Source organism: Pantoea sp. PNT03, from assembly GCF_014852515.1.
In the GTDB taxonomy this organism is placed as follows: domain Bacteria; phylum Pseudomonadota; class Gammaproteobacteria; order Enterobacterales; family Enterobacteriaceae; genus Pantoea; species Pantoea leporis.
Map to the genome: position 1 here is coordinate 372,063 of NZ_JACVBT010000001.1, position 13,395 is coordinate 385,457.

Genomic DNA, 13,395 nt, shown 5'->3' on the forward strand with positions numbered 1-13,395 from the left:
TAAAGGCGCGGGCTAGCTGGCTTTTTAGGACCGATAAAGCTAGTGTATGGAAGCTTTTCAACATCCTGATAACCTCTTACCGCCAGTGAGCCTCTTTTGAAATATCTTGTCTCCTTTCGCACTACGCTTCGAATTTCGCGCTATCTGTTTCGTGCGCTGGCGTTGCTGCTCTGGGCGCTGGGTGCGCTGCTGACCACTTTCTACATCATCAACGTGCTGCATGAGAAAGAGAACGCGGTGCGTCAGGAGTTTGCCGCCAATTATGGTCAGGCTGAGTGGTACGTGCGCCATTCGGCGGACGTGATGCGCGAGCTGAAATACATCACCGAAAATCGCCTGAGCAGCAGCGCTAATGGTCTGGATGTGCTCAACGGTTTGCCGCCGGGAAAAGGTGCGCTGCCGCAGTTCACGCCGCTGTTTTCCGATGGCGACTGCACGTCAATGAGCAATACCTGGCGTAACTCGCTGGACTCGCTCAGCTACTACATCAATTACTGGAAAAGCAATTTTGCCTCGGCGTATGAATTGAACCGCGTGTTCTTCATCGGCGGAGAGAATCAGTGTCTGGCTGATTTCACTATCGGCAGCAACAATTCAGTCGATCGTGAACGTAGCCTGAAAGCGCTGCGCGAACGCGTGCTGCATTATCGCAACGGCAATGAAGAAGAGCGCCGTCAGCCGATGTATTGGATCACCAGCAGCGCGCAGCCGGGCGTCGGCAACTTCTATATGGTGATGCCGGTATATGTGGCGAACAAGCTGCAGGCGCTGCTGGGCGTGGAGCAGAATATTCGCCTTGATGAGTTTATTCAGCCGGGCGGTTTGCCGCTGGTGGCCACCATCACCGATGAAAACTACCGTCCGCTGATCAGTTCGCGTCGCGGCGGGCCGGGCTACTCGCTCGACGATCTGCCGGATAACAGCACCTGGTTCGGCTATCTCGACAGCTATCGCCAGCTGGTGCTGAAAAAGCCGCTGCCGCCGTCGAATCTCAATGTGGTGTGGTCGCTTTCCACCGACGTGTTAACCGATCAGCTCAAGCTGATGCTGATCAACGCGCTGCTACTCAATATCTTAACCGCGGTGATTTTGTTCACGCTGGCGTGGATTTTTGAGCGCCGCATGTTCCTGCCGGCCGAGGAGAATGCGCATCGGCTGGAGGAGCACGAGCAGTTCAACCGCAAGATTGTCGCCTCGGCGCCGGTCGGCATCTGTATCCTGCGCACCAGCGACGGCACCAACATTCTGAGTAACGAACTGGCGCATAACTATCTGACGCTGCTGACGCAGGAAGATCGCCAGCGTCTGAATGAAATCATTGGCGGTCAGCAGGTCAACTTTGTCGATGTGCTGACCGGCAGCAACACCAACCTGCAAATCAGCTTTGTACATTCGCGTTATCGTAATGAAAACGTGGCGATTTGCGTGCTGGTGGATGTTTCGGCGCGCGTGCGTATGGAGCAGTCGCTGCAGGAGATGGCGCACTCGGCCGAGCAAGCCAGCCAGTCGAAATCAATGTTCCTCGCCACCGTCAGCCATGAACTGCGCACGCCGCTGTACGGCATTATCGGTAACCTCGATCTGCTGCAAACCAAAGTGCTGCCGAAAGGCGTCGATTCACTGGTGACGGCGATGAACAACTCGTCGAGCCTGCTGCTGAAGATCATCAGCGACATTCTCGACTTCTCGAAGATCGAATCCGAACAACTGAAAATTGAACCGCATCCGTTCTCGCCGCGTGAAGTGGTCAACCATATTGCCAGCAACTATCTCTCGCTGGTGGTGCGTAAGCGCCTGGCGCTGTATGTGTTTATTGAAAACGATGTGCCCCTGATTATGGATGGCGACGCCATGCGTCTGCAGCAGGTGATATCCAACCTGCTGAACAACGCCATTAAATTCACGCATACCGGCTGCATCATCCTGCATGCTTACGTCAAAGAGGGTTATCTGGCATTCCGCGTACGCGATACCGGCGTCGGTATTCCGGCCAAAGAGGTAACGCGCCTGTTCGATCCGTTCTTCCAGGTGGGTTCTGGCGTGCAGCGTAACTTCCAGGGCACCGGCTTAGGGCTGGCGATCTGTGAAAAGCTGATCAACATGATGGATGGCGATATCGAAGTCGATTCCGAACCGGGCATGGGCAGCCAGTTTATCGTGCGTATTCCGATCTATTCCGGTCAGCTGGCGGCGCCACCGCTGCTCGACGGCTTGCAGGAAAAAGCCATCTGGCTGGATATGCGTAATGAGTATCTCGCCAGCTTCCTGCTGCGTCTGCTGCAACAGCAGGGCATTCAGGCAGCGTATTACCACGGCCAGGCGGCGGCTGATGATGTGATCATCAGCGATCACGATGAACCTGCCGCGCAAACTGGACGCGCACATATTCGTATCTGTGGTGAGCACATCGATATGCCGCACGAAACCGCGCCGGGGCAATGGATTCAGAGCAGCGCGATGCTGCACGATCTGCCGCAGCTGCTGGGCCGCATCTACCGCATCAACATTAATAGCCAAACCGCCACGCCGCTGCCGTTAACCGCGCCAAAAGCCGCCGCGACCTTCGAAGATATTATCGTACTGATTGTTGATGACCATCCGATCAACCGCATGCTGCTATCAGAACAGCTCGGCACCGTCGGCTATCAAACCAAAACCGCGCAGGATGGCGTTGATGCGCTGAACGTGCTGAGTCGCAACCATATCGATATCGTGCTGAGCGACGTGAACATGCCGAACATGGATGGTTATCGCCTGACGCAACGTCTGCGTCAGCTGGGACATACTTTCCCGGTGATTGGCGTCACGGCAAATGCGTTAGCGGAAGAGAAGCAGCGCTGTATGGATGCGGGTATGGATAACTGTTTGTCGAAGCCGGTCACGCTGGATGTGTTGAAAAGCACGCTGGCGGTGTATGCGGAACGCGTCAGAAAGGGCAGGGTAGAGGCGTAAAGCGGAAACTAAAAAATGGGCGGTGTCAGAAGACGCCGCCCATTCGTATTACTCTTTGTCGACCTGAGTGGCGCTGACAGAAGAGAGATAGTTCAGCAGCGCGATATCGTTTTCCACGCCCAGTTTCATCATGGCTGATTTCTTCTGGCTACTGATGGTTTTGATACTGCGGTTAAGTTTCTTAGCGATCTCAGTCACCAGGAAACCTTCTGCGAACAGACGCAGTACTTCACTCTCTTTCGGCGACAGACGTTTGTCACCGTAACCACCGGCGCTGATGCGCTCCAGCAGTTTTGCCACGCTTTCCGGCGTATATTTTTTGCCTTTCTGCAGAGCCGCGAGTGCTTTTGGCAGATCGGTTGGTGCGCCTTGCTTCAGTACAATCCCTTCGATATCCAGATCCAACACCGCGCTCAGGATCGCTGGGTTATTGTTCATGGTCAGAACGATAATCGAGAGGTCCGGATAGTGACGTTTGATGTATTTAATCAGGGTGATACCGTCACCGTACTTCTCGCCTGGCATGGAAAGGTCGGTAATCAGGACATTAGCGTCCAGTTTGGGCAAGCTGTTTACCAGTGCTGTTGAGTCTTCAAACTCACCTACAACGTTAACCCATTCAATCTGTTCCAGTGACTTACGGATACCGAACAGAACGATCGGATGGTCATCGGCAATAATTACGTTCAAGTTATTCATCTTATTGGTTACCTTGCTGCAGCAGTTGGCTGACGTAAGCGTCAATTTCACTGGTGGTATTTTTAATGGTTAAATCGTCACATACTTTAATGTGTTGTTCTAACGCTTCACAAAGCTGTTTACCTGAACCCAGATTGAGCATGGCAAACACGCCTTTCAGGCGATGTGCTGTCTGAGCAAGCGAGGGATAATCCTTTTCCGCCGCTTCAGTATACAGTCTCTTCACATCTGGCGGTACTGTCTCGGTAAACAGCTGGAAATAGCCTCCGCTCATTAGCGGCGTGGCTTCTTCATCTTCGCGACTATCCTCTAACAAATCATGAGAAAGTTGCTTTTCAATCAGGGCCAGCAGCGCATCAAGCAGTGCATTACTGAGATTGAAGTTGACCCGGAATTGATGATCGTTCAACGCGTGATGACCCATTTCGTCACCGGCCAGCAGCAGCGCCCAGCCGTTCAGGCGCGCCGGATCGTCGGTCACCAGCACATCATGATCCTGACCAGTTAAACGCTCATCCGAGGTCAGGCATTTCGCTCCCCAGTTTTCGAGGTGGCGACAAACGATCTTGTGTACGTCTTCTACGGCGATATCCACCAACGCGGTCACGCCTTCCAGCAGTTTCTCTTCCTGCTCGCCTTGCTGCTCTAACGCCAGCGGCAGCTGAATATTGTAGCGTGTGCCGATATCGGGTTTAGCGATGATCTCCAGCTGGCCGCCCATCTGTTTGCACAGCTGCTTACAGAGGAAAAATGCCATGCCGGACGCCTGGCCAAAACGATCTTGCGTGGTGTCGCCGAGATAGGGGAAATCGACATTCGCCAGTTCATCGACGCTCAAGCCGGAGCCGGTATCCACCAGCTGCAGTAAGACCTGATTGGGCTTGTCTTCACTGGTTTTGATCTCCAGCGAAATCTTGCCCCAGCGCGTGGTGGTCAGCGAATAGTGCATCAGCGTGGTCAGCACTTTACGCAGCGCACGACGATCGCCAAAACGCATCTCGTCATTGGCTAAATGGTTATTCACCACCAGCGCTAAACCTTTACGACGCAGCAGCGGCAGGCTTTCCAGCGCGATTTCGTCCAGCATATCCTGCAGGTTGAACACGCTGGCATCAGGCGACCAGTCATGCGCTTCCAGGCGATTAAGCAGCACAATGTCATCCACCAGGCGCGCCAAACCCTGGCTCTCGTCGAGCAGATCGAGCACGCTTTCGTCATCGTCACGCTGGCTAAGTTGTACTAGTTGCTTAACCATGCTTTGCAGTGGACCATTGAGGGCGTGACCGAGGTTATGCATTAACTGCTGACGCATCTGGTGATTACGATCCAGCACCTGTTGTGCCTTCTGCAACTTCTTATTTACCAGTAATTCGCGGTCCTGATCGCGCATCATAAATAGCTGAGTATGCGGCGACAGCACGCTGCGCGCGTGGCGAATTTCATACACTTCATTATTGATGGTCGCCTGCAATACGCCCTGATGTTGATCGGACATATTGATGATTTTCTGCAGATTCAGGTGCGGCAATAGATGTTCAGCGATTTTATTGCTGAGCAGCGTGCGGTTAGTGGCGAAGTCGTACACCAGCAAGCCGACCGGCAAACTGGCGACGATCTCTTCGTTAAGCATGCGCAGCGAATCCAGCTCGGCGCTCTGATTCTCGTTCGGGCGCAGCGATTGCTGACGCAGCAGCGTAATGCCCGCAATCGACAGTAAAAACAGCACAAGGTTGATCAGCAGCGGCCACATCAGATTATGCAGCGTATCCAGCGCCAGGCTGGTGAGCGGCACGCGATACACCAGCTGCAGCGAAGTGCTAGGCAGCGAGGCGGCGATCTCCAGATTCGGGTTTACCAGCGCCACGTGCGTGCTTTCGCTGCTGGTGTCGTCGCTGGTGGTGGTGGTGGTCGACGTTTGCGTCGCGTCCTGACGTAGCTGGAAGTTCTCCAGCGGCATATTACGCGGAATCAGATCGTTAACCGGCAAATCAAATGCCACCACGGTAGCTAAATGGCCCGGCTGATTGAAAGTGGTGCGCAGGGTAAAGTAGTGATCGTTCTGCCAGGCGAAGTGACGCAGCGGCGAGAAGCTTTCGCGCTCATCCAGCGCATTGGCCTGCTGCAGCATCTCGGCGCGGCGGCTATCAACCAGCGAATTGATCGCACTCTCTTTATAACGTGTCGCCATGTCTTTCAGCGGCAGCGTGGAGATCATAATCAGGCTGTTATCCTGACCATTGAGGAAGTACATCGACCAGGTCGGATTTTCCGCGCCCCACAGCGTATCGAGATAGTTGGACATGCGCATGGTCATATCCAGCGTGCTGCTATCGTGCGAACCGAAAATCAGTGCTTCGGTTTTGCGGCGGGTTTTTTCCAGATAATAGACATCCGGGCGCAGGCGGGTTTCCTGAAGATTACTGTTCGGCGACGAACCGGCGGCGCTGGTGGCCAGGTTCTCATAGATCTGCCACGTAGCGAAGCGCGACGCATCGATGCGTTTCTGCATCGCACGCGCCAAATCGGTCATCGCATAGCGCTTCTCTGTCATCCAGGCATTCACGCTGTTGTGCACCATCGCGCCCAGCGCCAGAAAAAGCACCAGGTTAAACACCACGAAAAAGCGCGTTACATTGCCGGATGTCAGTGGAAATTTATAAGGCAGCATAGTGTCTCAGGATCATGGAATTAGCGCGCAACCCGTCGGGCACTGGCAGCGACGGCCAGCAGCAGCAGAGCGATAAGCAAAAATGCACCACTCAGGCTGATCCACTGGGAAATTAATCCGATTAAAGCCGGACCTGAAAGAATACCTGCATAGCCTAACGTTGTCATGGCCGAAATCGCCAGATTCGACGGCATATCGTGTTGATTCCCGGCAGCATTGAACAACATCGGCACCGTATTGGCGAGGCCAAAACCCACCAGCAGGAAAGCCAGCAGCGCAATTTGCGGCCACGGCAGCAACACCGCCAACGTCATGCCTGCGGCAGCGGCTAACGCACCGGTCAACATCACCGGATAACGGCCGAAGCGCTGAATCACTTTATCGCCGGTCAGACGACCAATGGTCATTGCCACCGAGAACACCGCATAACCTAAACCAGCGTGCGCCGGGCTCATCTCCGGGCTTTGCAGCAGCAACAGCGCGCCCCAATCCAGCACCGCACCTTCGGCAAGAAACAGAATAAAGCAGAGTAAACCGAGGAATGCCACCCAACCGCGCGGAATAACCAGCCACGGCTGATCGGGCTGATGCAGGCGTTCGGTCATCAGCGTCGGCAGGCTCCACACCAGCAGCAGCACAATCAGCACCATCACCGCGCCTACGGCTTGTAACGGCGTCAGGCCGCTGCCGAGTAACAGGCTGACGGAACCGGCGCCGATAATCCCGCCGAGGCTAAAGAAGCCGTGGAAACCGGACATCATCGGCTTGCGTGCGGCTTTTTCCACTTCGACCGCCTGCACGTTCATCGCGACATCCAGCATGCCGAGTCCGGCACCAAACACCATTAAAGTGGCGGCCATCAGCCACATCACATCAAGCGTTGCCAGCAGCGGTAACATCGCCAGCACCACCAGCGTGGAGCACAACATCACCCGACGACCACCGAAGCGCGCAATCAAACCGCCGGTAATCGGCATCGCCGCCAGCGAGCCAATTCCCAGACACAGCAGCAAACCGCCCAATGATGCGCCGCTCAATGCCAGACGCTGGCTGGCGAACGGCACCAGCGGTGCCCATGCGGACATGCCCAATCCAGCGATGAGGAAAACGATACGTGTCCCAAGATTGACACGGTGATGCAATTTATTTTGCGGCGCGGCGTCCAGTGCTGTCATAAAGAGTAGTTTTCATTAGCGGGTGAAGCGACGAAGTTTAGCATCAAAGCGCATGTCACACCGCGCATCAGACCCTATCAGATGGCAGCGATTAAACGCCAGAAACAGGCATATTACCGATTTTTTACGCATCGCTGCGCTTTTCCAGAACTTTCCTGGCATGTGCCAATCATTACTGGAGTGACTTAAGTAAAATTTTTTCTGCCGAATGATGCAGTATACTGATGAAAGATTCCGCGCCACATGCGGCCTGGACGTCAATTTTTTGGCGCTGTCGCAAAGCATGCATTTCCGGATTTTCGCCAATAGGCAGCGACCACGTAAAACCGATATGTTAGTCATCCCATCAGCTCCCGATGCGGAATATAGCGAGATCGAGATTATTTCTCCCCCTTTGGGAGAATTTTGCTGTGCCTTATTTTACTCCTTGTTACCTGCGGGTAACCCGTTTTCATCAGGCGAAGCGGGCCATTGATTAATGGCCTGTATGGCGCACCGGTACGCTTAAAACATTAATAAGCTTAATGACCGTTGCAATACCTTCCCTGTAACGAGGTTACCTATGTCTTCACGTCAATCCGAACAACAATTAGCGGCGATTCTGCACTCTGCGGTCACTCTTTATCCGCTGGCAGACGACACATCATCTTTGCAAACGCGCAGCGTGGATACTACGCCGCCCGCGCCGTTACGTCCTTATGAACCTATTGCACAAGATGGCGTGATTGCCGCATGGGAATCCGGCAGGAATATTCACCTGCGCGGTCGCGCCGAATCTGAGCCAGGCGCCACCGTAACGCTGACCTTTAACGGCGAAGTCTGGCACAGCACGGTAAATAAATGGGGTTACTGGAATGCTTCGATGCCGCCGTCGGTGCTCAACGGATTGTCCGACGGTGCTTATTCGCTGACGCTGACCATCACCGACAAAGCCGGTAACAGCACCGATACGCAGGTGGGCTTTGGGGTTTACGTGGATAAAACCATCAAGCCTACGCTGACGTTGGATCCGATCAGCGGTGATAACGCGGTCAGCGTGGCAGAAGGCATTTACGGCGTGGAGGTGCACGGCAGCGTTACGCACATGCCGGCGAACAGCCATATCACGGTGATTTTAGCCGGGAAAAAATACTCTGGCGGCGTTAACGATAAAGGCGAATGGACCGCTGCCATTCCTTCACAGGATCTTCAGGCGTTACAGGATGGCGTCTACAGCCTGAAAGTCAGCGCTACCGATCCCAACGGCAAAACCACCGCTTATCTGCAGGATGTCACCTTAATTACCCACGTTAGCAGCCTGCCGCACATCAGTTTCGATAAGGTCACGGCAGACAACGTGATCAATAAAGAAGAGAGCCAAAACGATCTCACCTTTAGCGGCGATCTTTCGGTGGTGGTGCCGGGCCAGCAGCTGTTGCTGTGCAGTGGAGATGCGGTCTATCACGCGCAGATTGGCAGCGACGGTCACTGGCAGGTAACGATTCCGGCCAGTGAAGTGGCGAGCTTTATTGCACTGGGCGAAATCCGGGTTTATGCGCAGGATGGCGCTGGCAACAGCACTGACGCAATGCTGGAACTGAACGTGGTCACCCAACTGCCAGACATCTATTACGAAATCAATATTGGCGGCGATACCACGCTGAATCAGCAGGAAGCGCAGCACGATCTCAGTTTCTATCTCGAAGGCGTGAAGGAGCTGACGCTCAACGGCAAAAACTACACGCCGGTCAACGGCATGGTCACCATCAGCGCCGAAGATCTGCAGGCGCTGCCGGATGGCGAAGTGTCGGCGCTGGCCACGCGCTGGGATGAGTACGGCAACCACGACACGCAGATTATTGAGAACCTGTTCAACGTTGCCACGCATCAGGTGCCGACCATTACGCTGAATCAACCGTTTGGCGACGGGGTGCTGGATGCGGCGGAGCTGAATAGCTGGCATCTGATTCAGGGCAGCAGTAGCCATCTCGATCAGGGCAGCCTTGTGACGTTGACGCTGGGCGATCAGAGTTACACCGCCACGGTTAAAGCCGACGGCAACTGGGCGCTGACCATTTTGGCGGGTCAGCTGGCACCGCTGGATGATGGCAGTTACCAAATGAAGGTCAGCGCGCAGGACAAAGCAGGCAATGTGGCGATGGCGACGCAGCCGGTGACCATCGATAGCCATGAGGCGGCCGCCAGCGTCAGCAGCGAGCCACTGAATACGCAACTGGTCGACGCAGGCGACAGCGCCGCCGCTCAACCCAGCGATGCGCGCGCCACGGAGAGTCACTACAACGCCAGCGATAGCAGTTACACCCTCGGCGACCATCTGCAGCAACATCAGGTTCAGAACCTGGCGTAATCCGCCATCAACCGCTAGCAACATCGGCTAGCGGTTGCCAGCCCACTCTCATTGCTCACGGGACAACAGGGATGACAGCACAACCCTTCAACAGCGACAACGGCATCGCGGCGATGCTGCGCGTGGCGGCACGCTTCGGTAAACCGGCGGACGGCAGCACGCTGCGCCAGCAGATGCGCTGGTTTCAACATCTGGCCCCGACGCAACAGTTAGAACGTTTAGCCCGGCTGTTAGGCCTGCATTTGATGTTGGTGCCGCACAGCAAACTGCGCTGGCGGCAGGAAATTGTGCCGGTATTGCTGCTGCTGGAAAATGGCAGCGTAGCGTTGATAGAAGAGGTGGATAGCAACGGTGGCGTACGTTACTGGCTGAGTGAAAGTGGCGATGTGGTGCGCGCAGGTCAGCTGCAGGATTTGCTCATGCAGGCCGACATGCAGGTCGGCGTCGTTGGTGTGGCGGCGCGGGCGCGTGATGCGCGCATCGATGAGTTTGTGCAGCCTTATCAGCCGCACTGGTTCTGGCATCACTTTCGTGGCATGAAGCGGCGCATTGCGGAAATCAGCCTGGCCTCGCTGGTCGGCAACGTGCTGGCGCTGGCGGGCATTCTGTTTTCTATGCAGGTGTACGATCGGGTGATTCCGGCGCAGTCGCTGCCAACGTTGTGGGTGTTGTTCGCCGGCGTGGTGCTGGCGGCCGCCATTGAGTATCTGATTCGTCTGATGCGCACCCAGGTTTCTGACCTGATGGGCAAACGCATCGACCTGAAAATATCCGCCATGCTATTCGCGCGGGCGATGAACATCCGCAACGAAGCGCGCCCACGTTCCACCGGCTCCTTTATTGCCCAATTGCGTGAAATTGACCAGGTACGCGAACTGCTGACGTCCACCACGGTGAATGCCGCCGCCGACTTGCCGTTTGTGCTGCTGTTTCTGCTGATTATGGCGTCGATTGGCGGCTGGCTGGTGCTGATTCCGTTACTGGCAATCCCGCTGATCGTCATTCCAGGCTTACTGGTGCAAATCCCGATGGCGCGGCTGGCGCAGGAAGGGTTGCGGGAAAGCGCGCTGCGTCAGGCGGTGCTGGTGGAAACCTTAGAAGGTGTAGAGGATATCAAAGCGCTGCAAGCGGAACCCTATTTTCAGCGCCAGTGGGAGCAAACGCACGAAGTTAGCGCGGCCATCAGTAATCAGCAACGTTTATGGGGCGCGCGCCTCACCGGTTGGTCGGCTAGCGTGCAGCAGCTCACCTATGCCGGCATGTTGGTGTTCGGCGTCTATCTGGTGCTCGACAATCAGATCACCACCGGCACGCTGGTGGCGTGCAGCTTGCTCTCATCACGCACCATCGCGCCGCTGATGCAGCTCACCATGGTGTTTTCGCGCTGGCAGCATGCGAAATCGGCGATGAAAGGGCTGGATGAACTGTTAAAGAAGCCGCTCGACCAACCCGATCACGCCACGCTGGCGCACTGTCCGGTGCTCAGCGGCCACTATCTGCTGCAAAATGTGCATTACCGCTACGAAGAGGAGAGCGGTAATAGCGTGCTCAACATTCCGCAGTTGCAGATCGCGCCCGGCGAACGCGTGGCGATTCTCGGTAAAGTCGGCGCGGGCAAATCGACGCTGCTGAAGATGCTGGCCGGTCAGGCGCGCGCCAGCCAGGGCAAAGTGCTGGTGGACGGCGTCGATCTCACCTGCATCGATCCGGTCGATCTGCGGCGTCAGCTTGGCTGGCTGTCGCAGGATGCGCGGCTGTTTTTCGGCACGCTGCGCCAGAACCTGCTGCTCGGGAATCCGCACGCCAGCGAGCAGGAGATGCTGCAGGCGCTGCGCATTAGCGGCGCGTTAGCTTTGGTGCAGCATGACGCCGCCAGCCTCGATCGCATTATTCATGAAGGCGGACGCGGCTTGTCCGGCGGCCAGCGGCAAATGGTGCTGCTCAGCCGGTTGATTCTGCGCCAGCCGCAGGTGGTTTTGCTGGACGAACCGACCGCGGCGATGGATGAACAGCTCGAAGCGCAAGTGATTCGTCAGCTGGCGCAATGGGTCACCGGGCGCACGCTGGTACTGGTCACGCATCGTCCCGCGCTGCTGCGCATGGTTGATCGCATCATTGTGATGGATAACGGCCGCATCGTGGCCGATGGCGCGCGCGACGAGATTCTGCGCCACGCCGCCAGTAAAAAAGGAGATGCGGCATGAGCGTGGTGCTGTTGGATAAAGATCTGACGCGGCGTGAGCGTCGCACCTCGGCGATCATCTGGCTGTGCGTGGTGGCGCTGCTGCTGTTTCTGCTGTGGGCGTACTTTGCGGTGCTGGACGAAGTCACGGTCGGCATCGGCAAAGTCACGCCTTCCAGCCGCGCGCAGATCATTGATAGCCTTGATGGCGGCATCGTCAAACAGCTCAATGTGCACGAGGGCAATATCGTGCAGCGCGGCGAGGTGCTGGCAACACTCGATCCCACGCGCTTTCAAACCAACTTTGGTGAGGCGATTGCGCGGGTGCGCACGCTGCGTGCCTCCTCTGAACGTTTACAGGCCGAGCTCAGCGACACGCCGCTGAGGTTCAGCGCCGATATCCTGCAACATCCCGAACTGGTGGCGCGCGAAACGCAGCTCTATCAGGCGCGGCGGCAGAATTTTGTCGAGACCATCGGCAATTTGCAGCAATCCCTTGCGCTGGTGCAGGCAGAACTCAACGTGACGGAGCCGCTGATGCTGCGCGGCGCGGCGGGTAAGGTGGATGTGATTCGCCTGCGTCGCCAGGTTAGCGATCTGCGCGGCAAAATCGACGAAGCGCGCAACGATTATTACGTGCGAGCCCATGAAGAGCAGGTGAAGAACAACGGTGAGCTGGATGCGCAGTTGCAGGTGGCGGCAGGGAAACAGGATCTGCTGACGCGCACTACGCTGATTTCGCCGGTGCGCGGCATTGTGAAGGATGTGCGCGTCACCACCGTGGGCGGCGTGCTGGAGCCGGGTGGCAAGCTGATGGAGATTGTACCGCTGGAGGATCAATTGCTGATTGAGACGCGCATCAATCCACGCGATATCGGCTATATCCGGCCGGGTTTACCCGCGGTGGTGAAGATCACCGCCTACGACGCGTCGATTTATGGCGATCTGCACGGGGAAGTCGAAACCGTTTCGCCTGATACGCTGCAGGACGAGGTGCGGCACGACGAGTTTTACTATCGCGTCTATGTGCGCACGCAAAAAGCCGAGCTGACCAATAAAAGCGGACGCAGATTCGCCATCATGCCCGGCATGGTGGCGAATGTTGAGATTAAAACCGGTCAGAAAACCGTGATGGATTATTTGCTTAAGCCGCTGAATAAAGCCAGGGAATCACTGCGTGAGCGTTAACAATATGCACCGGCTATTATTGCAGCGATCTTTGTTACGTGCCGAAATTAACATTGCCGATTTAAGGCTATGAATTGAACAAAATGTGCGAAAAGAGACAAATAATGCGCGGCAGTTATTGTGGTTAATTTAACCCGTGTAATTAACTTTACGCAATATAAGGCGATGTCTGAATTGCGGGCAA

At 55.8% G+C, this 13,395-nt stretch carries 7 protein-coding genes; 4 read left to right on the forward strand and 3 right to left on the reverse strand.

What is annotated here, in order from left to right:
• Positions 1-96: 96 nt before the first annotated feature.
• Positions 97-2,952 carry a two-component system sensor histidine kinase RcsC gene (rcsC, locus tag IB226_RS01890; protein WP_101763669.1) on the forward strand — a complete coding sequence of 952 codons (2,856 nt, stop codon included), beginning with the start codon at positions 97-99 and terminating at the stop codon, positions 2,950-2,952.
• A 48-nt stretch (positions 2,953-3,000) separates the two neighbouring features.
• On the opposite strand, the gene rcsB is transcribed toward rcsC, so the two are convergent.
• The 3 genes from rcsB to IB226_RS01905 are packed head-to-tail and all read right to left on the reverse strand — an operon-like array spanning position 3,001 to position 7,494.
• Positions 3,001-3,651: a response regulator transcription factor RcsB gene (gene rcsB, locus IB226_RS01895; protein WP_007889370.1), complete on the reverse strand. Its 651-nt coding sequence runs from the start codon at positions 3,649-3,651 to the stop codon at positions 3,001-3,003.
• A gap of 1 nt (position 3,652) precedes the next feature.
• Positions 3,653-6,316, reverse strand: coding sequence for a phosphotransferase RcsD (gene rcsD, locus IB226_RS01900; RefSeq protein ID WP_192234493.1), 2,664 nt, complete (start codon positions 6,314-6,316; stop codon positions 3,653-3,655).
• Positions 6,317-6,339: 23 nt separating this feature from the next.
• Positions 6,340-7,494 carry an MFS transporter gene (locus tag IB226_RS01905; RefSeq protein WP_110866581.1) on the reverse strand — a complete coding sequence of 385 codons (1,155 nt, stop codon included), beginning with the start codon at positions 7,492-7,494 and terminating at the stop codon, positions 6,340-6,342.
• A 562-nt stretch (positions 7,495-8,056) separates the two neighbouring features.
• Here IB226_RS01905 and IB226_RS01910 point away from each other — a divergent pair.
• From IB226_RS01910 to IB226_RS01920, 3 genes are all read left to right on the forward strand, one after another.
• Positions 8,057-9,841, forward strand: coding sequence for an Ig-like domain-containing protein (locus IB226_RS01910; RefSeq protein WP_192233285.1), 1,785 nt, complete (start codon positions 8,057-8,059; stop codon positions 9,839-9,841).
• Positions 9,842-9,912: 71 nt separating this feature from the next.
• A complete protein-coding gene (locus tag IB226_RS01915) occupies positions 9,913-12,045 on the forward strand; it encodes a type I secretion system permease/ATPase (protein WP_192233287.1) in 2,133 nt (710 codons plus the stop codon).
• Positions 12,042-13,211, forward strand: a complete 1,170-nt coding sequence (locus IB226_RS01920) for an HlyD family efflux transporter periplasmic adaptor subunit (protein ID WP_192233289.1) — start codon at positions 12,042-12,044, stop codon at positions 13,209-13,211. Before IB226_RS01915 ends, IB226_RS01920 begins: the two co-directional genes overlap by 4 nt.
• Positions 13,212-13,395: the final 184 nt, after the last annotated feature.

Coding starts and splice junctions, on each gene's coding strand:
- IB226_RS01920 (WP_192233289.1), top strand. CDS start 12,042: ATGAGCGTGGTGCTGTTGGATAAAGATCTGACGCGGCGTGAGCGTCGC.
- IB226_RS01905 (WP_110866581.1), bottom strand. CDS start 7,494: ATGACAGCACTGGACGCCGCGCCGCAAAATAAATTGCATCACCGTGTC.
- rcsB (WP_007889370.1), bottom strand. CDS start 3,651: ATGAATAACTTGAACGTAATTATTGCCGATGACCATCCGATCGTTCTG.
- IB226_RS01910 (WP_192233285.1), top strand. CDS start 8,057: ATGTCTTCACGTCAATCCGAACAACAATTAGCGGCGATTCTGCACTCT.
- IB226_RS01915 (WP_192233287.1), top strand. CDS start 9,913: ATGACAGCACAACCCTTCAACAGCGACAACGGCATCGCGGCGATGCTG.